This is a genomic window from Peptacetobacter sp. AB845 (assembly GCF_047528295.1).
Lineage (GTDB): Bacteria > Bacillota > Clostridia > Peptostreptococcales > Peptostreptococcaceae > Peptacetobacter.
On sequence record NZ_CP180001.1, the window covers coordinates 1,970,856 to 1,994,944 of the forward strand.

At 29.7% G+C, this 24,089-nt stretch carries 22 protein-coding genes and 1 riboswitch; of the genes, 4 read left to right on the forward strand and 18 right to left on the reverse strand.

The genetic code is table 11. The annotated features are described in order from the left end of the window. Nucleotides 1–355 precede the first annotated feature (355 nt). Both ACK2WO_RS09310 and ACK2WO_RS09315 read left to right on the forward strand, forming a co-directional pair. Nucleotides 356–700, forward strand: a complete 345-nt coding sequence (locus ACK2WO_RS09310; RefSeq protein ID WP_006440265.1) for a RidA family protein — start codon at nucleotides 356–358, stop codon at nucleotides 698–700. 234 nt (nucleotides 701–934) lie between these two features. Then, nucleotides 935–1,579 (forward strand): TrkA C-terminal domain-containing protein, encoded by a 645-nt coding sequence (locus ACK2WO_RS09315; RefSeq protein WP_414697608.1) that lies wholly within the window; start codon nucleotides 935–937, stop codon nucleotides 1,577–1,579. 100 nt (nucleotides 1,580–1,679) lie between these two features. On the opposite strand, the gene ACK2WO_RS09320 is transcribed toward ACK2WO_RS09315, so the two are convergent. From ACK2WO_RS09320 to ACK2WO_RS09355, 8 genes are all read right to left on the reverse strand, one after another. Further along, on the reverse strand, nucleotides 1,680–2,387 hold the full coding sequence (locus ACK2WO_RS09320) for an HAD family hydrolase (RefSeq protein ID WP_414697609.1): 708 nt from the start codon (nucleotides 2,385–2,387) through the stop codon (nucleotides 1,680–1,682). Between the two features lie 25 nt (nucleotides 2,388–2,412). Further along, nucleotides 2,413–2,700 (reverse strand): GNAT family N-acetyltransferase, encoded by a 288-nt coding sequence (locus ACK2WO_RS09325; RefSeq protein WP_178412607.1) that lies wholly within the window; start codon nucleotides 2,698–2,700, stop codon nucleotides 2,413–2,415. Between the two features lie 57 nt (nucleotides 2,701–2,757). After that, the gene (locus ACK2WO_RS09330) at nucleotides 2,758–3,597 is read right to left on the reverse strand and encodes a pirin family protein (RefSeq protein ID WP_414697610.1); all 840 of its coding nucleotides are present in this window, start codon (nucleotides 3,595–3,597) and stop codon (nucleotides 2,758–2,760) included. A gap of 346 nt (nucleotides 3,598–3,943) precedes the next feature. Continuing rightward, nucleotides 3,944–5,572: a Na+/H+ antiporter NhaC family protein gene (locus ACK2WO_RS09335; RefSeq protein ID WP_414697611.1), complete on the reverse strand. Its 1,629-nt coding sequence runs from the start codon at nucleotides 5,570–5,572 to the stop codon at nucleotides 3,944–3,946. A 110-nt stretch (nucleotides 5,573–5,682) separates the two neighbouring features. Further along, nucleotides 5,683–5,849: riboswitch (Lysine riboswitch) on the reverse strand. A gap of 250 nt (nucleotides 5,850–6,099) precedes the next feature. After that, nucleotides 6,100–7,026 carry a 1-phosphofructokinase family hexose kinase gene (locus ACK2WO_RS09340; protein WP_414697612.1) on the reverse strand — a complete coding sequence of 309 codons (927 nt, stop codon included), beginning with the start codon at nucleotides 7,024–7,026 and terminating at the stop codon, nucleotides 6,100–6,102. A 137-nt stretch (nucleotides 7,027–7,163) separates the two neighbouring features. After that, complete coding sequence (locus tag ACK2WO_RS09345; protein ID WP_414697613.1) at nucleotides 7,164–8,429, reverse strand: zinc-binding dehydrogenase; 1,266 nt, start codon at nucleotides 8,427–8,429, stop codon at nucleotides 7,164–7,166. A 50-nt stretch (nucleotides 8,430–8,479) separates the two neighbouring features. After that, nucleotides 8,480–9,409 carry a 1-phosphofructokinase gene (gene pfkB, locus ACK2WO_RS09350; protein WP_414697614.1) on the reverse strand — a complete coding sequence of 310 codons (930 nt, stop codon included), beginning with the start codon at nucleotides 9,407–9,409 and terminating at the stop codon, nucleotides 8,480–8,482. A gap of 3 nt (nucleotides 9,410–9,412) precedes the next feature. Further along, entirely contained in the window at nucleotides 9,413–9,916 is a 504-nt protein-coding gene (locus ACK2WO_RS09355) for a PTS sugar transporter subunit IIA (protein ID WP_178412092.1), read from the reverse strand. Nucleotides 9,917–10,187: 271 nt separating this feature from the next. On the opposite strand from ACK2WO_RS09355, the gene ACK2WO_RS09360 reads away from it, so the two are divergent. Beyond that, nucleotides 10,188–11,555, forward strand: coding sequence for a hypothetical protein (locus ACK2WO_RS09360; RefSeq protein ID WP_414697615.1), 1,368 nt, complete (start codon nucleotides 10,188–10,190; stop codon nucleotides 11,553–11,555). A gap of 27 nt (nucleotides 11,556–11,582) precedes the next feature. Next, nucleotides 11,583–13,676: a PRD domain-containing protein gene (locus ACK2WO_RS09365; protein WP_414697616.1), complete on the forward strand. Its 2,094-nt coding sequence runs from the start codon at nucleotides 11,583–11,585 to the stop codon at nucleotides 13,674–13,676. Nucleotides 13,677–13,739: 63 nt separating this feature from the next. Here the strand turns inward: ACK2WO_RS09365 and ACK2WO_RS09370 are convergent, their stop codons facing one another. The 10 genes from ACK2WO_RS09370 to ACK2WO_RS09415 all read right to left on the reverse strand — a co-directional run bounded on the left by ACK2WO_RS09370 (nucleotide 13,740) and on the right by ACK2WO_RS09415 (nucleotide 24,008). Beyond that, nucleotides 13,740–15,152, reverse strand: a complete 1,413-nt coding sequence (locus tag ACK2WO_RS09370) for an MATE family efflux transporter (protein ID WP_414697617.1) — start codon at nucleotides 15,150–15,152, stop codon at nucleotides 13,740–13,742. 89 nt (nucleotides 15,153–15,241) lie between these two features. Further along, nucleotides 15,242–16,603, reverse strand: coding sequence for a GHKL domain-containing protein (locus ACK2WO_RS09375; protein WP_414697618.1), 1,362 nt, complete (start codon nucleotides 16,601–16,603; stop codon nucleotides 15,242–15,244). Continuing rightward, a complete protein-coding gene (locus ACK2WO_RS09380) occupies nucleotides 16,597–17,307 on the reverse strand; it encodes a LytR/AlgR family response regulator transcription factor (protein WP_414697619.1) in 711 nt (236 codons plus the stop codon). The genes ACK2WO_RS09375 and ACK2WO_RS09380 overlap by 7 nt, the downstream gene beginning before the upstream one ends. Before the next feature lie 282 nt (nucleotides 17,308–17,589). Further along, nucleotides 17,590–19,284 (reverse strand): amino acid ABC transporter ATP-binding/permease protein, encoded by a 1,695-nt coding sequence (locus tag ACK2WO_RS09385; protein ID WP_414697620.1) that lies wholly within the window; start codon nucleotides 19,282–19,284, stop codon nucleotides 17,590–17,592. Next, complete coding sequence (locus ACK2WO_RS09390) at nucleotides 19,284–20,798, reverse strand: ABC transporter ATP-binding protein/permease (protein ID WP_414697621.1); 1,515 nt, start codon at nucleotides 20,796–20,798, stop codon at nucleotides 19,284–19,286. The genes ACK2WO_RS09385 and ACK2WO_RS09390 overlap by 1 nt, the downstream gene beginning before the upstream one ends. 51 nt (nucleotides 20,799–20,849) lie before the next feature. After that, entirely contained in the window at nucleotides 20,850–21,080 is a 231-nt protein-coding gene (locus tag ACK2WO_RS09395) for a hypothetical protein (protein ID WP_414697622.1), read from the reverse strand. Nucleotides 21,081–21,126: 46 nt separating this feature from the next. Next, nucleotides 21,127–21,489 (reverse strand): YbaN family protein, encoded by a 363-nt coding sequence (locus tag ACK2WO_RS09400; RefSeq protein WP_414697623.1) that lies wholly within the window; start codon nucleotides 21,487–21,489, stop codon nucleotides 21,127–21,129. Then, complete coding sequence (locus tag ACK2WO_RS09405; protein ID WP_414697624.1) at nucleotides 21,486–21,863, reverse strand: hypothetical protein; 378 nt, start codon at nucleotides 21,861–21,863, stop codon at nucleotides 21,486–21,488. The genes ACK2WO_RS09400 and ACK2WO_RS09405 overlap by 4 nt, the downstream gene beginning before the upstream one ends. A 265-nt stretch (nucleotides 21,864–22,128) precedes the next feature. After that, the gene (locus ACK2WO_RS09410; protein WP_414697625.1) at nucleotides 22,129–22,743 is read right to left on the reverse strand and encodes a helix-turn-helix domain-containing protein; all 615 of its coding nucleotides are present in this window, start codon (nucleotides 22,741–22,743) and stop codon (nucleotides 22,129–22,131) included. Nucleotides 22,744–23,204: 461 nt separating this feature from the next. Further along, the gene (locus tag ACK2WO_RS09415; RefSeq protein ID WP_414697626.1) at nucleotides 23,205–24,008 is read right to left on the reverse strand and encodes a MetQ/NlpA family ABC transporter substrate-binding protein; all 804 of its coding nucleotides are present in this window, start codon (nucleotides 24,006–24,008) and stop codon (nucleotides 23,205–23,207) included. Nucleotides 24,009–24,089 lie beyond the last annotated feature (81 nt).

The following is a 24,089-nucleotide window of genomic DNA, read 5'->3' on the forward strand; positions in this document are numbered from 1 at the left end:
TTATAATTTTTTACTTTAATAGATAGTTAAAATATATAGTTAAATTCTAGCCCAAAATTTTTTCTCTATATATTAAAATCAAACTCCTTTATTAGTTTATATTTTACCCTATTTTCTGTCAAGTAACACATTTTTATTAAGTATTTTTAATTTATAAGCTAAACATTGTTAAACATCGTTTTCCTCGATAAAAATTCTCAATTAAATATAATTTAAATTTATTTTTCTCAATTATCTTTTTTTTATTAATTTATTATTTTTTATCTTATTTTTATTAAATTTTATTCTTGTACTAGATTATTTTTCATAGATATATTATAATTTTATAGCATATTATTTTAAGGAGGACGATAAAATGTCAATAAAAAGATTTGAAGGTACTGGAAGAATGAGCAGAGTTGTAAAACACAAAGATACTATATATCTATGCGGACAGACTTGCGGTGAAGGAGATATAATAGAACAGACTAAAGGTGTTCTTGCTAAAGTTGAAGAATTATTAGAAAACTACGGTTCAGATAAAAAACACATACTTTCTGTAACAATATACTTAAGAGATATGAAAGATTTCGAACAGATGAACTCTGTTTGGGATGCATGGGTAGAAGAAGGACACGAACCAGCTAGAGCTTGTGTTGAAGCTAGACTTGCTAGAGAACATCTACTTGTTGAAATGAGTGTAGTTGCTGCTGAAAAATAATAGTTTCTATAAACTAAAAAATAGTATACACTCTAAACTATTGAATTTTTAAATGTTTAATCATTAATTTTTAAAAAGCGATTTGATACAAATATTTAACATTTTGTATTATTTCGCTTTTTTTATTTTAAAAAATTTACATAGTTACATTTTTATTTGTTGCCAATGTCTAGACAAAATTGTCAAAATATTATAAAATAAAAGTATTATAATTATTTAAAAGTGGGTGATTTAATGGATAGTAATTACACAATGCCGATATATCAAAAAATCGCTCTAGATATAGCTAATAAGATATATACAGGTGAAGTAGAAGAAAATTCAATTTTATATGGTCGTTCTGTTCTCGCCGGAAAATATAACGTTTCCCCAGAAACAGTTAGACGTTCTGTTAAAATACTTGAAGACATAGGTGTTGTCAAAAGTATTAAAGGAAAGGGTGTTATAGTCCTTTCATCTGCTAAAGCATCTTCTTTTATTAAAAAATATCAAGACCTTACAAACATTTCATCTTATAAGTCAGATTTATACGATCTTTTAGATTCAAAATCAAAAATTGAGGACAATATTCTAGATACAATCAATAAAATCTTAGATTATTCAAATAGACTAGAGATAATAAACCCTCTTGTTCCTGCTCAATTTGTACTTACTAAAGAGTGTAAATATATAGGTCAAGATGCTGGAAAAACTAAATTCTGGCAAAATACTGGCGGTACAATAGTTGCCATTAAAAGAAATGATGAACTTATTATTTCTCCGGGTCCATATATAGAATTTATGGAAGGAGATACTTTACTAGTAGTTGGAGATAAGCATATTTTCAACTCTGTACCTATGTTCCTATATGGGAATGACGACAAAGAAGAAGAAAAATAAAAGATGAGGCTATTGCAATTAATGCAATAGCCTTTTTTAAGTGAGTAATATATTTATCTTTTTTATTCTTTATACAAATTTTTATTCTTTATACAAATTTCTATAAAATTTCTTTTTTTAAAAATTCTATCGCTTCATCTAAATCCTCTAATTTTGCAACAAGCATATCTTCCACATCTTTAGGTGCATCTAGCAATAAATCTGGAATCATTATAGGATTCATACCTGCTGCATATGCTGATTTTATACCATTTGGAGAATCCTCAAAAGCTATACAATTTTTATAATCAACATCTAAATTATCACATGCAATCTTGTATATCTGAGGATCTGGCTTCGACTTAGTCACCATATCACCACAAATTATAGTATCAAAATATCCTTCTACTCCTACATCCTCTATCTTAGACATCGCATACTTTCTGCTAGAAGATGTCGCAACAGCCATCTTTATTCCATTTTCCTTTAAAAATTCTAGAATATTAACTAACCCCTTTTTAACAGGAGTTCCATTTTTTGCCAAATAATCAGCTGATACTTCTCTATATCTATCTGTAAATCCTTCAAAATCAAAATCTTTTCCATATTTATCTAAAAAATACTCTCTTCTTCTGTTGTAGTTCATACCTAAAGTATTGTATATATTATCTCCAAAGTTTTCATATCCCATTTCTCTTCCTGTAACATCCCAACAATACTTTATAAGCCACTCTGTATTAAACATGAGCCCGTCCATATCAAACACAACAGCCTTCAAATTCCCCTTTAATTTCTCAGTCTTTTGTTTATCAAATTCTTTCAACTTCATCTATAATATTTTACCTTTCAAATACTTATTTTGCCCAAACATCAGCATATTCTTCCTTTTTCTCAAAAGCATGTTCAACATAAGAGCACTCAGGTACTATTTTAACACCTTTTTCTCTAGCTTGCTTAACTATTTCTTCCAATAAAAGACCTGCTATCCCTTGACCTGTATAGTCTGGACGAACAAAAGTACTATTTACTACCCAATTTCCCTCTTGTTCAACGTATTTTATCTTTCCTACTCTCTTATCTTCTTTATCTGTATCTAAAGCAATTGCTCTATTCTTATCTACTTGATATTCTATTCTTATCATAAAAATCTCTCCTTTTTATCTTTAATAACATATTTATATTTGATAACTTATTTAAATTTAATACTCTAACTGTTCTTTTATGAATCTATCTTTATTTAAATCGTCTAAAGCTTCTTTAATTTCTTCTTTAGAATTCATAACTATCGGACCAGCCCAAGATATAGGTTCATTTAACGCCTTTGAACTTATATAAAGAACTTGTGCCTTTTCATCTCCATTTTTTATAGAAAGGCTATTTCCTTCTGTCAATTTAACAGCTGTTTTTTCTTCAACAAGCTCGTCTTCTATATATACACTACCTAAAAGTGTAAATAACATAACTGATTCATTTTCATCCATGTTTAAAGTTATTTCAGCACTTTCATCTAAATGTATATCATAGTAATTTAAAGGTAGGTGTTTTCCTTTATAGCCAGTGAATTCGTTGTAATCTCCAGCCAAAAGTCTTATCTTTCCACCATCTATATTAATTTCTTTTATATCTTCTTTTTTTATACTATTATAACTTGGTTTGCTCATTTTATCGTCTTTAGGTAAATTCAACCAAAGTTGCACTCCCAAAAGCCTATCTGCTTCTGGTATTTGCTCCTCGTGAAGTATTCCAGAGCCTGAGTTCATCCACTGAACCTCTCCACTAGAGACTGTATCTTCATTTCCTAAACTATCTCTGTGCATCATCTTTCCACTAGAAACATAACTTATAGTTTCAATCCCTCTGTGTGGGTGCATTGGAAATCCCGCTGTATAATCTTCTGGATTTATACTATCAAACGAATCCAACATCAATATTGGATCAAATTCCTTAACAGTATCCCTTCCCAAAACTCTTACTAAATTTACACCTGCTCCATCTATAGTTCTAAATCCTTTTACTGTAGTCTTAATTTTTCTTTTCATTATAATCTCCCCTTTTAATATATATATTCCCAATAAAAATACAATTACTCATTTCAAACGAAAATATTTATATTTGACATATCTCTCCAAAACGATTGAAGGTTCTTATTTATATATATAGGATTTTTAAATAATATTTACTTTTCTTAAAAATATACACTATATACATAAAAAGAACCGATAGAGTTCCCAGTTCTATCGGTTCTTTTTGGTTAGTGAATCATTTATTATATAATTTCTTAATCAATAAATCAATTAAAAAATTCTAACAAGCTTTTTAAATTAACAATCAAACTCTCATCAACTTTAATTTATCTGAATTCAATCGTATATCTATTTAGTGGTTTTATTCTATATAAGTTCCGTTTGCTTTTTCTCTGCTTCTTATAAATGCTAGAGTTCCTAAAACAGCTATTAAACCAAATCCTAATGATATTGCTGCTGATTTTGTAAATCCAGCTATTATATAAGTTATACAAGATATCACAGCTACTGTTGCAGCGTATGGTATCTGAGTTGAAACGTGGTTAACGTGGTCACTCTGAGATCCTGCAGATGCCATTATTGTAGTATCTGATATTGGTGAACAGTGGTCTCCACATACAGCTCCTGCCATACAAGCTGATATAGCTATTATCATCATCTGGTGGTCATTAGAGAATACTCCAACAACTATTGGTATAAGTATACCAAATGTTCCCCAAGATGTACCTGTAGCAAATGCTAAGAAACATCCAACTAAGAATATAACTGCTGGTAAGAAGTTCATTAGAGCTTCTGCATTACCTTTCATTATTCCTTCAACAAATGGAGCTGCTCCTAAACTATCTGTCATAGCTTTTAAAGCCCAAGCAAATGTTAATATCATTATTGCTGGAACCATTGATTTAAATCCTTCTGGTATACAATCCATACATTCTTTAAATGTAAGAGCTTTTCTAAGTACATAAAGTAATATTGTAACAACTAGTGCAAAGAAACTTCCTAGTGCTAGACCAACTGAAGCATCTGCATTTGAGAATGCTGTTACTATACTTTCTCCTGAGAAGAATCCTCCTGTATATATCATACCGATTACACAGAATACTATAAGAGAGAATATTGGTATAAGAAGATCTAAAACATGACCTTTAGTATTTTCTTTTTTACCATCATCTTCATTATAAGCATATGGTCTTGCTCCTGTTGTGAATATGTCTCCTTTTTTAGCATTATCTTCGTGTAATTTCATTGGGCCATAGTCCACTTTTAAAAGAACTAAACCTAACATCATTAATATTGTAAATAATGCGTAGAAGTTAAATGGTATCGCCTGAACGAATACTGAAAGACCATCCTCACCAGGAACAAATCCAGTTACTGCAGCTGCCCAAGATGATATTGGTGCGATTATACATATTGGAGCGGCAGTTGAATCTATTAAGTAAGCTAATTTAGCTCTAGATACATTGTGTTTATCTGTTATAGGTCTCATAACACTACCTACTGTTAAACAGTTGAAGTAGTCATCTATGAATATTAAACATCCTAATATTATAGTAGTTATCTGAGCACCAACTCTTGTTTTTATATGCTGTCCTGCCCATCTACCAAATGCAGCAGAACCACCTGCTCTGTTCATTAAACTTACCATAGCCCCTAATATAACTAGGAATATTAATATACCAACATTATATGGATCTGAAAGAACTCCTATAAGTCCGTCGTTTAATACATGTGTTATAGTTCTTTCAAAATTTCCACCTCCGTAGAATATACCACCAACTGCTATACCTACGAATAATGAACTATAAACTTCTTTTGTTATAAGTGCTAGTGTTATTGCAACTACTGGCGGAACAAGTGCCCAAGCTGTAGAGTATAATTTTGGTACATACTCAGTTGCTTCTCCTTCCGCAAATACTGTTACTGACATCATCATGACAATCATAAGACACATCGTCATAATTCTAAATAATTTTTTCGAATTTTTCATTTATAAATCCTCCCCTTTTTAAACAATAAAAAAAACCACAAATGATATATCACAAAGAATATAGCATTTATGGCTGTATTTACAATATAAAAAGGAAAGTCCTTTTATTTAACCAAGATAGCGCTCCACTCGATGTGACAGTGTACCGCATATTCTACGATACCCCAGAACAGACTTCGGTGCAAAATCTGAACTTCGGCGATATTTCCTTTCGATAACAACAGCTGCCCTGCTTATGTCATTATGTACTGATAAATACCGCGCCTCTATCATTTAATGATAAATATTAAGTTGATGATTAAACTTTATCATCTAAAAACTTCACTGTCAATAGTAAATTTTTCTTTTTCAAATGTTAAGTTTTTAATTTTTCTAAAAAATTCATACAATTAAACCAATTCAATCTTAGTCTTTTACTTACTTTCAAGCCTTTTAAAATTCACATATTTTTCATAGATAATCATAAAAATATTTTTTTAAATTTTTATGAAAACTAGATATAAAGATTAGATGTAATTTTATAAAAACTAGAATTTTATCAATTTAATTTCTTCATATAATTTTTTTATCATATCTTTTGAAGATGGTTTTGTTCCTATAGTCATAACAGCCCCAACAGACATAGCAGTTGCTAGCTTAGCAGTTTTTTCAAACTCTAATCTATTTTCTATACCGTATACTAGTCCGGCTAATAGTGCATCACTTGCCCCCACTGTAGAGTGAGTTTTCACTTTTTCAATACTACACTTTAAAATTTCTTCCCCATTGGAAAATATGGCTCCTCTTTCCCCCATAGATATAGCCACATATTTAACACCATCTCTTATATATTTTTTAATAACTTCTACAATATCTTCATCTGTCATATTTTCTTTTTCATAAACTCTTTCAATTTCTTTAAGCTTAACTTTTATAATCTCAGGTTTTTCTTCAACTGCTTTTGCAAATACAGCACCTGATGAATCTACAGCCACTTTAGCACCTCTATCATGAGCTAATTTGATTATATTTTTAAACACATTTGCATCTACTCCTGGAGGCACTTTCCCAGAAATTACAAATAGTGTGTCTTCAGTCGCATATCCGTCTATTTTTACCATAAGCTCATTTATCCGGTCTTGTAAAATTTCTGGACCAACCGCATTAAATTCAGTAACTTTTCCATTTTCTTCCACAATTTTTGTATTAATTCTAGTTTCGCCATAGATATAGGTAAAATCGTTTTTTATCTGTAGATTGCTAATCATTTCTTTAAAATTCTGACCAGTTCTACCTCCGATAAAGCCAAGCGCTATAGGCTCTTCTTCTAAAACCTTTAAGTTTTTTGCTACGTTGATTCCTTTTCCTCCAGCATCAACTTCAAAATGTTCGATTCTGTTCACTCCTGCATATTCATAATTTTTAATATCCACTGTTTGGTCGATTGCAGGATTAAAAGATACTGTTATTATCATCTTTCTGTCTCCTCATAATAAAAAATAAAATATTATAATTGCACTTTATATAAAGTATAACATATTTAATATTTTTTTCTTTAAAAAAATACCGCCCCAAAAAAGTTTTTCAGAGCGGCATTATTTAGATAGAAATTTTAGTATTCTACACCAAAGTGGTCGAATAATATTTTTTCTGCTTCTGCATTCCATAATCCTCTATGAGCTTTACAACTTGCATCAAGTTTAGCAAATAATGGATCTGTTTTTCCTAATTCTTCAAAATCATCTATTGCAGTAAGAGGCATATCTATTTGAGTGTAAGTAAGTTTTTTTCCACCTGGTATGTTTGGTAAGTTAAGAGTTGCATCTGCTATACTATCTATTCCTCCTACATGAGTAACCATAACTGCTGGTTCTATTAAACCTTTAGCTGCTAAGTCGTTAGCTTCTATAAGATCGTCGTTGTTTCCACCTGTTGTTCCTAGTATATGAGTACTTGTGTAGTGGCAGTTGTATAAGTTTATTTCAGCACTAAACTGGTTGTTTGTTGGTCCAGCGAAGAAGTTCATACATCCATCAAATGCTAATAATTTATCTCCCATTTCTGCAACTTCTTTTATTGGGACATATACGAATACATCGTCGAATCCATGTCCTTCAGTTAAATCCATTAATTCTTTTATTGGATCTTCCATTTTAGCTGTGTTTACATATTTTAATTCTATTCCTTTTTCTGCACCTTTTTCTTCAGGTATAACAGATTTTGCTCTTTCTATTCTATCGTCACTTATATCAGTAACAACTATTCTCTTAGGTTTATTTTCGAACTGTAGTCCATAGCTAACTGCACCAAGTCCCATCGGACCACATCCACCCATTATTAGTATATTACCGTCTACTTTTGTACCCATAGCGTGGTTGTAGTTTTTCTTATTTGTGTGGTAGTTTGCATGGTATCCACCTATTATACAACTCATAGGTTCTCCTAATGATGCTTCAAAGAATGAATCTCCATCGTAGTTAAGAAGGCATCCAAGTTCCATAACTTCGTGAGGCATTATGCAGTAAGTACAAGCACCACCGCAGAATTCATAAGAATATCCTGGAGAATCTAGTCTTCCTTTGTAGTTTAATGCTGGCTGCTGAGCAAATTTCTGACCTGGTTTAAACTGATTTTTCCATTTTTCACCAACTTCAACTATAACCCCTGCAAATTCATGTCCTACTATTACTGGGTTTGTATCTATATTCTGAGGAGCTCTTTTATGTTTTTTACCCTGTTCAACTAATTTATATGTAGACATACATATACTATCACTCATTACTTTAACTAATATTTCGTCGTCTTTTATTTTAGGTAATTCAAACTCTTCTAATCTTAAATCTTCTTTTCCATACATACGTACTGCTCTTGTTTTCATTTTAAAAATCCTCCTAGTTTATATATCTATAATTTTTTATTATTAATATGCTATATTTCTTCACATTCAACCTGCACCAAAAGTTCATCTACAACTTCTCTTGTAGGTGGTTTTGTTCCTATTGTAGTAACAGCTCCTGCTGATGTTGCAACCCCTAGTTTTGCTGCCTCTCTGTAGCAAAGTCCTTTTTCTACTCCATAAGAAATAGCTGCAACCATTGCATCTCCAGCACCTACTGTAGAATGTGCTTTAACCTTTAATCCTTTGCATTTGAATTTTTCTTCATTAGATACAAATACTGCACCATCTTTTCCCATAGATACAGCTATATGCTCAATTCCTCTAGCCATTAATTTTTCAGCCATACCTACAGTATCTTTGATACTTATATCTCCTTCTACACCAAAGAATTCTGCAAGTTCTACATTATTAGGTTTTATATAATCTGGCTTAGAATCTAGAGATTTTACAAATAATTCTCCATCAGCATCTATAAATACCTTTGCACCTTTTTCGTGAATTGCATCTGCTATTTTTCCATAGATTCCTTTATCTACACTAGCTGGAACACTTCCTGCAAGTACAAATAAAGTTTCTTCAGATGCATATCCTTCTAACTTAGCTAAAAGCTCTTTCATAGCTTCATCTGTTATAACTGGTCCAGGCTCGTTTAATTCTGTAACTATTCCACCTTCTTCAACTAGTTTTGTATTTGTTCTAGTTGGGCTTTCTATTTTTACAAAGTCGTTTTTTATACCCATTTCATTAAGTACATTTTCTATTAACTGACCTGTTGTGCCACCTATAAATCCTGTTGCTATTGTTTCTCCACCAAGCTCTTTTATTGTTTTTGAAACATTTATTCCTTTTCCACCGGCATCGATTTCAACATTTTTTATTCTATTAAGTCCACCGTGTTCAAATTTTCCAATGTCGACAGTTTTATCTATCGCTGGATTCATTGTAACTGTAACTATCATCGATTAATCCTCCTTCATAAATGTATCGTATATTAGATCCACACTGTTTCCATTGACCAATTTATCAACTTCCTCCATGCTCACTAATTTAGTAGCTATATTTGCTAGTATCTCCAAGTGTTCATCTCCTACACCGGCTATACCAATTACTAACTTAACATCTTCTCCTCCCCAGTCTGTACCTTCTGGGAATGTAAGAACTGCTATCCCAGATGCTAAAACCTCTTTCTTAACATTATTTGTCCCATGAGGAAGTGCTATACAATTCCCCATATTAGTTGAAAAAGTAAGCTCTCTTTCTAACATTCCTTCTATGTAATTTTCATTAACATATCCAGAATCAACCAACATCTGTCCAACCTTTCTTATAGTGTCGTTTTTAGCCATTCTTTCACAGTTTAGCACTATGTTTTCTTTCATTAATAATGGTTTCTTTTCGACAACTTCTTTTTTTATTTCTTTAACTTCTTGTTCTACTTTTTTCTTTTTCCCAAATCCAAATAACATCTCAAATCCTCCAAAAATTTATATATTATCTAAGTAGCGTTTTTACTTATTTTATTTACTTTTATTTTTTCTTATCTCTATGACTATATTATAATTCTGTCGGGATAACATTTTCAATTCAAACAAAACACCTATTTGGCACTATGGATAAGTGCCAAATTTAATGATATACTTTTAATCAATTACTACAGTTTTACTGATATAATTTAAATATAACTTTATCATATATAATGAAAAAGCTTATAAAATAATATAAAAGGAAGTGAATCTATTGAAAGAAGATAATTCAAAAGTTTTATTATCTAAGGGAATAAAATTTTATAGTGGTATAATAGCAACAAATATTCCTTTATTTATAATGTTAGGTTTTATTTCGCTCATTTTTTCAAATTCTGGGATTTTACCCAATGAAAAAATGACTTTTGTAAGTCAATCTTGCTACAAATATGTATTGCCGATTATTTTAGCATCTACTGCAGGTAAAAAACTAGGCGGCGATTCTGGTGCATTTACTGGTTCTGTCTGCGGCCTTGCTATATCGATATTTTCGGAATATACATCTTTTATAGCATCTATATTTGTTGGTACTTTGTGCGGTGTTTTATGTAGTTTTTTAAAGAAAAAAATTAAATTTGATAGATTTACTGGCTTTGAAATGATAAGTAAAAATATATTCTTTGGATTAGTTGGGGTAATTACTGTATCTATAACATACTTTATCTTTGCTCCAATGTTTTCATATATAGACTTATTTTTCTCAAGTTTAATTGAGTATCTATCTAATATAAAATCACTTCCTATTATTACCTCTATAATTGAAATTTTGAAAGTTTTCTCACTGAATAATAGTATAAATCATGGATTCTTGATTCCAGCAGGAATCGAAAATACAACTATTTATGGTAAGTCTGTATTTTTCTTACTTGAAACGAATCCTGGGCCAGGACTAGGTATACTTCTAGCATTTTTCTTATTATATAAAGAAAGAAGAAAATACTTTGCCTCTTGTATGACTATTCAGGCTATAGGTGGTATTCACGAGATTTATTTCCCTCTTGTTCTATCAAATTTAAAACTTCTGATAGCTTTAATATTTGGTGCTATGTCTGGAAATTTAGTATTCTATCTTTTACATGCAGGTGCTATTGGTGCTATTTCTCCTGGCTCTATAATAACTATATTTATGATGTCAATTCCTTCAGATTGGCTTGCAATAACATTGGGAATATTAATTTCCACATTAGTTAGTTGCTTTATCGCTTGCTTAATACTTAAGAGGGAATTATGTAAATCTGATATTTCTGAAGAAGATAGTAATATATATAGAAAAACATTTACTATCCCAGATTTTGGATATGTAGAAGATATTGTATTTGTGTGTGATGCTGGAATTGGCTCTAGTGTAATGGCTGCATCTATGTTCAAAAAAATGTTAATTGAAAATGGACTAGGAAGTATATCAGTTACATCTTCATCAATTGATGAAATACCAGAGGATGCAGATCTTTTGATTTGCCAGAAGATTATTTCTAAAAAAGCTAGGGATTACAATGAATATGCATCTATAATAGAAGTAGAAAACTTTATGGACAAAGATATGTACAAGACAATAATAGAAAAAATTAAAAATGTAGATTAATAAAATTTTAGAAAGGATTGATTGTTTATGATTTCTGATTTTTCCCCTAGACTTGGACAAATCACATTAAATCTGCTGATGCAAGATTCTCCAGTTTCTGTTAAATATCTTGCCGACTCAGTAGGTGTCAGTAAGAGAACTGTCCAAAGGGAACTTGAATATATAGAATCATCTTTAAAAAAATATAACTTATCATTTCAATCCAAAGCTGGGACAGGTGTTTGGATTGAAGGTGATAAAGCAGATAAAGACAAACTCTCTGCTCTTTTAATGGCCGATGATACTTTAGATGTTTCAAATAAAGATGAACGTATCAAAAAATTAATACTTGAATTATTAAAAGAAAGCGAACCTCAGAAATTATTTTACTACGCTAATATGCTAGGAGTAAGTGAGGCAACAATAAGCAACGATTTAGATGAAGTTGCAAAGTGGTTTGATAAGTTTAAATTATCGTTAGTTAAAAAACAAGGTTTTGGAATCTATCTTGAAGGTAAAGAAAAAGCCTATAGAAAAGCATTAACTGCTTTCATAGATGAATACACATCATCTTATAAACTAACTCAAAATGATAAAAACAGTATGAGAGAAAGTAACTTAATCAAATTAATAGAAAATAAAAGTAGCAAAAATATCTATAGTCTACTAGATACAGATATTATGAAGAGAGTTATCTCATGTTTAATTAATCTAAACAACGAACAAATTGCAAATTTAACTGACAGCTCTTATGCTGGACTTGTAATTCACATAACTATTGCAATTAATAGAATAATGCACAATGAAATAATTGAACCTGATAGTAGATTAGACGCTGATATAGAGCATGACAGAGACTACTCTCTTGCTGTAATAATAGCTTCTTCTCTTGAAAGAGAATTCAATATAGAAATCCCAGAAATAGAGGTTACATACATCTGTCTTCATATTAGGGCATCTAAAATGCAAAATCCAGACAGCTCTCAAAGCTCTGGTAGAAAAAACACATTAGTTTCATTGGTTTATGAAATGATTGAGGCATATGATCCTGATATTTCATATATTCTTGAGCAAGACAATGCATTTATAGATGGACTTATTGCTCATATGCAGCCGACATTGGTTAGGCTGACAAATGGATTGGCTATACGAAATCCTCTATTAGAGCAAATAAAAAGCGACTATCCCGACATATTCAAAAAATGTAAAAAAGTAACCGCTATGCTAGAAGAAAAATTAAATTTAAAAGTACCAGAATCTGAAACAGGATTTTTGGCTGTTCATTTTGGAGCTGCAGTTGTAAGACTTGAACAGAACAATCTATCTAAAAGGACTGTTTATGTAGGTGTAGTTTGTGCAAGTGGTATAGGTATTTCGAGATTTATTAAAACAAAATTAGAAAAAGTATTTGGAAATAGAATATCTATAGAAACGTATGGAAAGGGAGACTTAGATACAAATACAATAAGAAAAACAGATTTCTTTGTATCAAATATTAATATGGAAGTCCCAAAAGGAGCTGATATTATCTTTATCAATCCTTTAATAACAGACTCTGATATAAAAAATATCGATGCAAATATAAGAAAATATGAAATTACTCCAAATAACTATGAAGATGGTTTAGATTTTTATAATCAGTTAGAACTTATACACGATTTAACAAGACAAATGAGATTGATTATGGATCATTTTAATATAATATCAGTTTCATCAGATATAGATTTTAAAGCATATTTAGGTATTTTAAAAGATAAATTAATTGATTCTGATGATGATTCAAATAAAATAATATCTGATATAGTTGAGAGAGAAAAAATAGCCACTCAAGTATTCCCAGAAATTGGATTTGCTCTATTCCACACAAAGACATCTGGTACTAAAAAAATAAGGCTATCTGTTTGTATTTCTGATAGTGATTATTTTGAAGATGAATATTTTGAAGGGATTAGTTGCATAATTACGATGCTTCTTCCTGATGATGAATATCTTAATATGAATAGAAAACTGTTAGGATTTTTAAGTGAGATGCTTATAGAAGATCTAGCTTTTCTCGAAGTACTTAACAGTGGAGATGTTTCTTTAGGAAAAGATTACTTGAGCAAAATTCTAAAAAAATATCTTAAATCAATTATAAATTAATTACATAATATATATATAAAAAGGACTGTCATTTTCAACAGTCCTTTTATATTATTGATTATTCTATATTGTAGATTTTATAGCTAGTGGTTTTGATTTTATAAAATAACATGCCATTAAAATAGCACCGATTAACCAAGATATTGGATAAAGTACATAAACATAGTTTATGCTAGTCATCGGTATAACATATAATATACAAATAACTCTAAATAAACATAAAGATAAGAATAACACTATCATAGGTGGTACTGTTTTTCCGACTCCTCTTACTGTTCCTGCTAATGAATGTAATATTCCAAGTAAGAAATAGAATGGGCAGAAGTATCTCATTGCACTTACCCCAGCATTTATTACCTCAGGATCTTGAGAGAATAACCGTATAACCTGATGTGCAAATGCAAGCAATAATGCACCTGTGATTATTGTATATACAACACACATCGCAAGTACTACCCACATACCTCTTTTTACACGTTCTGATTTTTTAGCTCCATAGTTCTGACCTGTAAATGTCGTACTAGCCATACTAAAGCTCAATACAGGTAATATGTTGAATCCATCTATTTTTAAATATGCTCCAAATCCTGCCATTGCAATAGGTCCAAACACATTTATACTAGACTGAATTAAAACATTTGAAAGAGAAATCATCATATTCTGTATCCCTGTTGGAAGTCCTACCTTTATCAGTCTTATCGCAACACTTTTGTGCATTCTTATTTTAGAAAGAGTTACTTTATAATTTGCATTTACTCTAACTAAATATCCCAATGTTATTATACAAGCTATTGCCTGACTAATATTTGTAGCTATTGCAGCACCTTCAACACCTAGTCCAAATCCTCTTATGAAAATTAAATCGAATATAATATTTATTACAGAAGCAATTCCTAAATACAGTAACGAGCGTTTTGAGTTACCAACTGAATTTAAAATTCCTGCTTCCATATTATAAATAACATTGAATATAAGTCCTAATGAATATAATCTAAGATATTTTACTGATTCTACCATAACCTCAGTTGGTGTATTCATCATTTTTAATATTTGCGGTGTAAAAATAAACCCTAAAATAGATAATATAGCTCCAAGTATTATTGAAATAGCCATAGATGTATGAATTGATAATTGAATATCTTTTTCCTTATTTGCACCGATTGCCTGTGAAACAATTACCCCTGAACCTACTGAAATACCCTGGCTGAATGCAATTAATAAATAGATTAAAGACGAGCTCGACCCTACTGCTGCTAAGGCATTTTTCCCTACATAATTTCCGACAATTATAGAATCGACTGTGTTGTACATCTGCTGTAACAGATTTCCTAATATTAAAGGAATGGAAAATATTAAAATTGTTTTTACAATACTTCCCTCTGTCATTAAATTTTCATCTTTTTTTATTGGATTAGATCCGTTTACACTTGTGGTGGCCTCTTGTTTATCTAATCCTTCTGCTTTTACTAAACTCATTATATCCCTCCTATGTCATTTTCTCCCATTACTATTATAGTGAATAAATCTAAATATAACAAACTTTTTATTTTAAATTTATTTTAATACTATTTTTTATCCATAGGTAAATATATACTTACTACAAATTTTAACTCATCCTCTTTTATTCTAATATCGCCATCGTATTTATATATAGAAGATTTTATACTCTCAATCCCCATTCCATGATAAAATTTATCCTCTTTAGATGTGATAAATTTATTCTTGCTATCTTTTTTAGAGTATTCATTTTTAGATTTGCTATTTTCACATCTTATAACAAAATATCCATTTATAATCGCTGTTCTCAAAGTAATATATCTTTTTTCACTATCACTTATTTTTATACAAGCCTCTATTGAATTATCAAGTAAATTTGAAAATATACTGCTTATATCAATCATTTCTATAAAATCACATTCTTTAAAATCTATAAGTGTGTTAAATTCTATATTATTTTTTAGACATTCTTTATTTTTCTCAAACAAAATAATATCTAATAGCGTATTTCCAGTGTTATACGCACATCTGTTGTACTTTACTTCTTTTTCTATGCTATTAATATATTCGTCTATTTCCGTACCATTTTCTTTCATAGACTTTATATTTTTTATATGATTGTTCATATCATGATATACTTGTCTCATTTTTTCTTGATTTTCTTCCATATCTAAGTAGTACTTATACTGCATTTTTAATTTTTCATTAACAATTTGCATCTTTGCATTCTCTTTTTCTGACTTTACATAATTTATAAATATAAATATCAAAATAATATTTATTATTACTAAAATATACGGAAATACAGATTCTACAAATCCAGATAAATTTATAGTAGATAACAGTTTATCGTATTCTATATCATTCTCTATTAAAATTTCATAAAAATCTTCAATTTTACTTGAAAATGTATTTAAAAATACAATTATCAAAGTATTTGTAATCACCGCCAATGATATGTATATTTTGTATTTATTTTTATTATAAAATTCGTTTAATCTATTGTAGAAACATACACCTATAAAAATAATCGTGGAGCTTATTATTAAGTCCATTAAACATGTAGTATAGGCATTATATTTTAGTGACATAGATATTATCCAATAAATAGAGGACTCTATCAGAATATATAAAAAACTGTAGATAAATGAGATTATAACTATACTTCTGGTATCTAAATCATAGATAAATCTACAAATCAGAGTAAGCATAATTATAATAGCCGCTAATATTTGAAATCTTACCATTCCAAAAGGAAGACCCATAAATACAATCATTGTCGCTGTTACAATATAGGTAACTATACTTCTAAAATCTTTTCCTAATTTAAAATAATATCCTCTTTTATTCATAAGTATTAAAAAGCTGACTACAAATAACAACATATTTATAGAAGATAAAACTCTATATACGCTATACAAATTTAACATAACTTATCCTCTATCATATCAAAGAACTTATCTTTTATCTCTTTGTATTTATTTCTGCTCAAAGGCACCTCTTCCTCATTAGAAAGAATAGCACTATACCTTTTTATACTTTTTATGTATTCCAAATTTAGAAGATAGCTTTTATGACATCTAACAAATACATCGTTGTTTATTTCATTTTCAAAGTTATTCATTGTCCCTTTTGTTGTATATACTTTATCCAATTTGTGTATGATTATATCATTTCTTTGAACTTCAATATACATTATATCCTTTAAGCTTAATTTTATACTTGTATCCCCTTCTCTTATTACAATACTTCTTTTAATGAGATTTATATCACTCAAACAATTTATTAAACTAACTTTTAAATCATCATATTTAACAGGCTTCAACAAATATCTATATGCCTTTACCTCATATCCTTCTAATGCATATTCTGCAAATGAAGTAATAAAAATTATTTCTACTCTATTGTCAAACTCTCTAATTTTTCTAGCAGTTTCCATCCCATCTATTCCGTCCATTTGTATATCCAATAAAATAATATCTGTATCGTTATTATAGGATTCTATTAAATTCTCTCCAGAATTATATATTTTTATTTCATATTCTATTTTTAAATCATCTAATATTTTAATCACATTTTTATTTATAAACTCTTGATCATTTATATCATTTTCACAAATTACTATATTTAACAACTCTTTCCTCCATTGCATATAATTTTTTATGATGTAATATTCAATTTAATCTTAGCTTACACATTTACTTATGTCAATTGACGAAAAATAAATGGTATGACATATTGACTAACTTTAATATATCATACCATTTTAAATCATAAAAACAAACTAAGGACAAGATTAATAACTACTCTAAAGCGACAATGCTGCAAGTGCCTCACATCTTCTAAATGTGTTACATAGATGTGTGAGGCACTGAAGCCCTGGAGCACAGAGTAGTTATTATCTTGTCCTTTTGATTTATGATGCTCTTCCATTATTCATATTTATTACTCTATCTGCAATTTTCATTGTAGATTTTCTATGAGATACAATTACAATCGTCTTTTTCTCTCTTTCTTCATTTAACACCTTTAAAATAGCTCCTTCATTTAAACTATCTAAATTACTAGTAGGCTCATCTAGCAGAATAATGTCGCTATCGTGTAAAAATGCTCTAGCTATACCTATTCTCTGTCTTTCCCCACCAGAAAGCTGATGATGTCCTTCACCTATTATAGTGTCATATCCATTTGGAAGACTTTCAATAAACTCATGTATATTAGCCTTCTTACAAGCCTCTATCACATCTTCATCAGACGCATTTAAATTGGCAAGCTTTACATTATTCTTTATACTATCTACAAATAAATATGTATCTTGTATTACATAACTTTCAGAATCCCTTAAATCGCTAGTATTCCAATCTTTTATATTTGTTCCAGATATATTTATCTCCCCTGATGATGTATCAAAGAATCTCATCATAAGTTTAAGCAGTGTAGATTTTCCAGAACCACTCTTCCCAGAAATTCCTACAATCTCTCCCTTTGCAATATTCATACTAACATTATCTAAAATAACTTCATCTGGATTTGTATTGTATGCAAAGTTTACATTTTTACATTCAATTAATTTTGAATTGCTTTCATTTAATTTTCCTGCGATAGACATACTTTCATTTCCTTCAACTTCTTCTATTAAAGGAGTTTCCTCAAGTATGTTTAATATTCTATCTCCACTAGCAAATGTGTGAAGAAGATTATTTGCAAGATTGCTAAGTGCTGTAACCGGCCCAAAAGATCCAAGTAGCCCTATAGTGCATATCACAGTTCCTTCATTGCTAATCATTCCTTTTGAATTTAGATATACACAAGTTAATAGCATAATTAAAGAAAATCCTATTATCAAACTATCACAATTTCCTCTTGAACTACCTTCGCATTTCTTTAAATCATCGTTTAATTCTGCTAAGTAGTCGCTCTGTCTGTCTATTTCTTCAATTCTATCTTTTCCATATCCATACTGAATTACTTCTCTAAGTCCTCTTATACTATCTAATAGATATGTGTTTATCTCACCAAACCGTCCTCTATATGTGCTTCCGGCTTTTTTCCCCATATTGCTAGTTATCATTGGAAGTATTGCACCTACAGATACATAAGCCACAAGTGCAATAAGTGCAGCAATTACACTGTACTGAGCAAAGAATACGACCATTATAAGACAAGTGATAAATGCTATACATACAGGTGAAATTGTATGTGCATAGAATACTTCTAAAAGCTCTATATCACTAGTTATTATAGATATTAAATTTCCTTTGTCCTTGCCTTCTAGTTTTGCTGGAGCTAGTTTTCTAAGTGCTTTAAATACTTTATCCCTGATTATAGCAAGTAGTTTGAATGCTATATAATGGTTTGAAGCCTGTTCTCCATATCTAAGCGCTCCTCTTAAAACTGCCATAATTCCAACAGCTATAAACACAGTTTTTAAACTTATACTACTCTCTCCAATTACAGAAAGTAGCCCATATCCACCCATTATCGCTATAAATATGGCACATAAAAATCCTACTACACCAAGCAGTATAGCCATTATCATTATGGGAAGCATAGGCTTAACAAGCCCTATAAGCTGCATAACTATCTGAATTCCACTTCTTTTTCTCTCCATTACATAGCCTCCTCTCTAGTATATAATTCTAATTCTTTCTGAGCTGTGTACATTTTTTCGTACTGTCCTTTTCTTTCCATAAGCTCATTGTGAGTTCCTTTTTCTATAATATTTCCCGAATCCATCATGTATATCTCATCACTTTCTACAACATTTGCAAGACGATGTGTAATCTGTATAACAGTTTTTTCTCTTTTTAATTTCTTGATTAAATCAACTATTATCTCTTCACTTTCAACATCTATATTACTTGTTGCCTCGTCGAATATGTATATCTCGCTATTGTGAAGTAATGCTCTAGCTATACAAAGTCTCTGTCTCTGTCCCCCTGATAAATTGCTCGCCTGCTCAGCAATCTTAGTATCTAATCCTTCTAATGTAGAGAAGAATTCGTATAAGTTTACTGATTTTAACGCATCCAATAATTTATCATCTCTTATATCATTTCTTCCCATAAGAAGATTTTCCCTAACTGTTCCTTTAAATAAATAATTTTGGAATGAAACCATAGTCATAAGTTTCATCTTTTCATCTGTACTTATTTCCTCTGCATTTCTATTTTCTATAGATAATTTCCCAGAATTTATCTTGTTGTATCCCATTAAAATAGAAACTAAAGTACTCTTTCCGCATCCAGATTCCCCTACAATAGATACAAAAGAGTTTTTAGGTATTTCAAATGATATTCCCTTTATAACATTTTTACCTTCTTCATATCCAAATTCTATATTTTCTCCGGATATATACGCTTTATCCTCTACCTTTTTGTCCATAGAAGATTCTTCTTTTAAATTAAAATCTTCTCTTTCATTTGTAGAATTTATTTTTTCTACAATAGAATCTTCTTCCATATCTATAAGTCTAAACATTTTTTCGCTTGCAGCCATACCGTTCATAGCTATGTGGAAGAATGATCCAAGTAATCTAAGTGGTATAAAGAATTCAGCAGATAAAAGTATTATCGCAAGTGCCTGAGAAAACTCTATATTTCCCTGTACAAACTCTAAACTTGCAAATACAACTCCTAACGCACTTCCTCCGTATGCAATTAAGTCCATCAATGTAACTGAGTTTAGCTGCATTGTAAGAACTTTCATTGTTATTCTTCTAAAGTTTTCTGCATCCACATTCATTTCCTCGTTTTTGAATTCGTCACTCCTATATACCTTAAGTGTTGTAAGTCCCTGCATATTATCTAAGAAATGGTCTCCAAGCTGAACATAGCTTCCCCAGTATTTTGCAAGTAACTTCTTAGCAAACTTCTGAATCCGTATTATTGAGATTGGTATAAGAGGAACGCATATAAACAGCCCAAATGCTGTCTTTAAGCTCATAAATGATACAAGTACAAATAATGTCATAGGAGCCAATAAACTATAAAATAACTGTGGTAAATACTTACTAAAGTATATTTCTAGCTGCTCAACCCCTTCTGCAGATACCTGCAGTATCTCTGAAGTTGAGAACTTTTCCTGATATTTATCTCCTATTTTTAATAGTTTTTCGTAAATCATATGTCTTAACTTCTTCTTTACAACCTTACTTGATTCCCCTGAACAGACTGATTATTTATACATAACAACATGTCTTATTGCCATAACTACAATAAATATAATAGCTGTTTTTATTATTTCCCCTGTCTCTACTCCACCATTTATAGCTTTTTGAAGTAATCCTGTCAGTGTGAATACCATCACTATGTTACATATTAATGCTATCCACTGTAAAAATACCTGTAGTTTTATGTATTTTTTAGTATCCCCCATTTCATTTATAAGTCTTTTATTTATCATCATAGTCTTAAATCTCCTATCAATCTAACTTTTTAGGCTTTAAATTTTATCATACCCTAACTGTTTTAACCTTAAATATAAAGTAATAATACTTAAATACTATAAGAGCTAAAATTGTCATTCTTCCGTATATATTATTCATTGAAAAGAATGCTCCTAAAAGCAATATAGATGCAAATGCTAATATATAAACCTTTGTGTTAATCTTCATTTCTCTGTTATTTACAAAGTCCTCAAGATGATTTTTATAAAGTTTTGTTTTCTTAAACCAAACATCTAATTTTTTACTTCCTTTAGCAAAGCAAACCGCAGCCACTAATAAAAATGGTGTTGTAGGTAGCACAGGAAGTACTATTCCTATCGAGCCTATTATCATTGCTATAAATCCTAAAACAATATATAATATCTTCATATCAAAACTCCTCCTATGTGTATTATTATTAAAATCGTTGATATAACTGCAAATAATCTGTGTAAAGTTGCCCATTTTTCTTTGTTAATTTTTCTAAATACTATTAGAATAGACATTAAAAGTATAAACATCCAGGCTATTTTCCCAGACATCATACCTTCTGTAGCTCCATTTTTTATTGCAATGATTCCATGTGCTAATGATAATAATAAAAATAAAATTGCCAGTAGATTATGATTCTTTTTAAGCTGGCAGTATATTTTATTTTTAATTCTTTCTTTTTTAGAATCAAATAATTTAATCTTACTTAGTGGGTATATCGCCATCAGTCCAATAAATATTATCGTGGCAATTCCTGATAGTGTAGTACTCAATATTTTTTATTTCCTTTCTTTCTATTTACAATTAAATGATATTATATAGTTATTGATATTAAGTATCATTTACAATGTAATTATTCTATCATTATTGAAATTGTTTTGCAATAACTTTCAATAATAGTTGATAATATTTTTCATTAACAATGCATTAATAGTAGAATACTATTTATATATTATAAAAATTCACTTATAAATCTTATTTTCCCTTAAAAATAAAAAAGACATACACCATGCAGTGTATGCCCTTTCTATCATTCTATTATTTATTTTTCTCTTCTTCAAAGTAAGGATTTGGAACACTTACTATGATTATTTTTGTTACCTTATTAGTTTTATTCAATAATGAATGATTCTGATTGACTATCTTGCTGTCTTCTCCATTCTTTAACATAACCTTATTCTTGTATGAATAATGTATTGAATCTCCTGGATATAAGTCTACTTCTGATTCTGCCATTTTTAAAGTTAATATACCTTCTAGTACATATATAAATTCCTCTCCAGAATAATTAAATCCATCACTTTCTACAGTTCCAGGAAGTATTTCTATTAATTTTGGGAACATTAGTTTATCAGTTAAATTTGAAGATAGATGATAATTTATATATTTTCCATCTGTTATTTCAAATACCTCTTTTTCATAACTTCTTATAACTGTTTTTTTATGTTCTTTAGGTTTCATAAAGAAATAAGTTAAATCTACTTCTAGTACATCTGCTATTTTTTCAAGCGAGTCTGTTGCTACACTTGTAAGACCTCTCTCAAGCTGAGATAAAAATCCTATTGAGAGATTTGTTTTTTCACTCATATCTTTAAGAGTCATCTGTTTCTGTGTTCTTAGTCTTTTTATCTTAGCACCTATATTTTTATTCATTAAGCTCACCCCTACAGATTTATTTTTTATCCTATTCTATCTACAATTTTATGTAGACAAAAAATTTAGAAAATTCTCTTGCGCCTTATTTTCAAGAAGTTTTCTTTATACTTTTATTGTATATTTTTTTCTGATAAAAAACAATGTATTATAGAAATAATTTTTGTATACATTCAAATTTTTCCATTTAAACTCATATTTTTTACTTACAAAACCGTAAAAATGTTTTCTCTTTTATTATTATGAATATACTTTTCTTAATCAAAAACAAATTGTAATATTAAAAATATTTTTTTATTAGTGTCATTAAAATATTTAATAACTTTTAGTTATAAAAAAATAAGCCTTGTATATATCTATTATTTAAGACATTTACAAGGCTTGTTTATTTTCTTATAGTTATTTTGTTTTTATCTTTTTTATGCTTTATATTTCTTTATGGTTTAATCTGGTTTACTTTATTAGAAAGCTGGTATTATAGCTCCGTTGAATTTTTCTTCTATGAATGTTTTAACTTCTTCACTATTTAAAGCTTCTGATAATGCTTTTATTTTTTCGCTATCTTTGTTGTCTTCTCTACAAGCTAATATATTAACGTATGGAGAATCTGATTCTTCTAATGCTATAGCATCTTTAGTTGGGTTAAGGTCTGCTTCTAAAGCGTAGTTAGAGTTTATAACTGCTACATCTACATCTGCTAAAGCTGTTGGTAACTGTTCTGCATTCATATCTATTACTTCTATATTTTTAGGATTTTCTGTTATATCTACTTTTGTAACTAATTCTTTATCTGCTAATTTGATTATTCCATTTTTAGCTAATAATTCTAATGCTCTTGATCCATTTGTTGGGTCGTTAGGTATAGCTACTTTTGCTCCATCTGGTAAGCTAGCTAAATCTTTTAAATCATTTGAGTATACACCCATTGGTTCTATATGAACTTTTGATGTGTAAGTTAATTTGTATCCTTTTTCTTTAACTGTTTCTTCTAAGTATGGTATATGCTGGAAGTAGTTAGCATCTAATGAACCTTCATCAAGTGCTGTATTTGGTAGTACATAATCACTGAATTCCTGTACTTCTAATTCATATCCTTCTTTTTCAAGTAATGGTTTTACTGCTTCATTAAGAATTACTGCATGTGGGTTAGCTGTTGCTCCTACTACTATTTTTTTATCGTCTTCTGCTGATTTTGATCCACATCCTACTACTGATAATGCTATTACTGATGCTATTGCTACTGATAATAATTTTTTTAATTTCATTGTTTTGTCCTCCTAAATTTGTAGTTCTTTACCTTATAATTTTTATAATTACTGATTATTTTCAGTTTGATGTATACCCTT

Excerpts from the sequence above, each read along its gene's own strand:
- ACK2WO_RS09310 (WP_006440265.1), top strand. The coding sequence starts at position 356 with ATGTCAATAAAAAGATTTGAAGGTACTGGAAGAATGAGCAGAGTTGTA.
- ACK2WO_RS09315 (WP_414697608.1), top strand. The coding sequence starts at position 935 with ATGGATAGTAATTACACAATGCCGATATATCAAAAAATCGCTCTAGAT.
- ACK2WO_RS09320 (WP_414697609.1), bottom strand. The coding sequence starts at position 2,387 with ATGAAGTTGAAAGAATTTGATAAACAAAAGACTGAGAAATTAAAGGGG.
- ACK2WO_RS09325 (WP_178412607.1), bottom strand. The coding sequence starts at position 2,700 with ATGATAAGAATAGAATATCAAGTAGATAAGAATAGAGCAATTGCTTTA.
- ACK2WO_RS09330 (WP_414697610.1), bottom strand. The coding sequence starts at position 3,597 with ATGAAAAGAAAAATTAAGACTACAGTAAAAGGATTTAGAACTATAGAT.
- ACK2WO_RS09335 (WP_414697611.1), bottom strand. The coding sequence starts at position 5,572 with ATGAAAAATTCGAAAAAATTATTTAGAATTATGACGATGTGTCTTATG.
- ACK2WO_RS09340 (WP_414697612.1), bottom strand. The coding sequence starts at position 7,026 with ATGATAATAACAGTATCTTTTAATCCTGCAATCGACCAAACAGTGGAT.
- ACK2WO_RS09345 (WP_414697613.1), bottom strand. The coding sequence starts at position 8,429 with ATGAAAACAAGAGCAGTACGTATGTATGGAAAAGAAGATTTAAGATTA.
- pfkB (WP_414697614.1), bottom strand. The coding sequence starts at position 9,409 with ATGATAGTTACAGTTACAATGAATCCAGCGATAGATAAAACTGTCGAC.
- ACK2WO_RS09355 (WP_178412092.1), bottom strand. The coding sequence starts at position 9,916 with ATGTTATTTGGATTTGGGAAAAAGAAAAAAGTAGAACAAGAAGTTAAA.
- ACK2WO_RS09365 (WP_414697616.1), top strand. The coding sequence starts at position 11,583 with ATGATTTCTGATTTTTCCCCTAGACTTGGACAAATCACATTAAATCTG.
- ACK2WO_RS09370 (WP_414697617.1), bottom strand. The coding sequence starts at position 15,152 with ATGAGTTTAGTAAAAGCAGAAGGATTAGATAAACAAGAGGCCACCACA.
- ACK2WO_RS09375 (WP_414697618.1), bottom strand. The coding sequence starts at position 16,603 with ATGTTAAATTTGTATAGCGTATATAGAGTTTTATCTTCTATAAATATG.
- ACK2WO_RS09385 (WP_414697620.1), bottom strand. The coding sequence starts at position 19,284 with ATGGAGAGAAAAAGAAGTGGAATTCAGATAGTTATGCAGCTTATAGGG.
- ACK2WO_RS09390 (WP_414697621.1), bottom strand. The coding sequence starts at position 20,798 with ATGATTTACGAAAAACTATTAAAAATAGGAGATAAATATCAGGAAAAG.
- ACK2WO_RS09395 (WP_414697622.1), bottom strand. The coding sequence starts at position 21,080 with ATGATGATAAATAAAAGACTTATAAATGAAATGGGGGATACTAAAAAA.
- ACK2WO_RS09400 (WP_414697623.1), bottom strand. The coding sequence starts at position 21,489 with ATGAAGATATTATATATTGTTTTAGGATTTATAGCAATGATAATAGGC.
- ACK2WO_RS09410 (WP_414697625.1), bottom strand. The coding sequence starts at position 22,743 with ATGAATAAAAATATAGGTGCTAAGATAAAAAGACTAAGAACACAGAAA.
- ACK2WO_RS09415 (WP_414697626.1), bottom strand. The coding sequence starts at position 24,008 with ATGAAATTAAAAAAATTATTATCAGTAGCAATAGCATCAGTAATAGCA.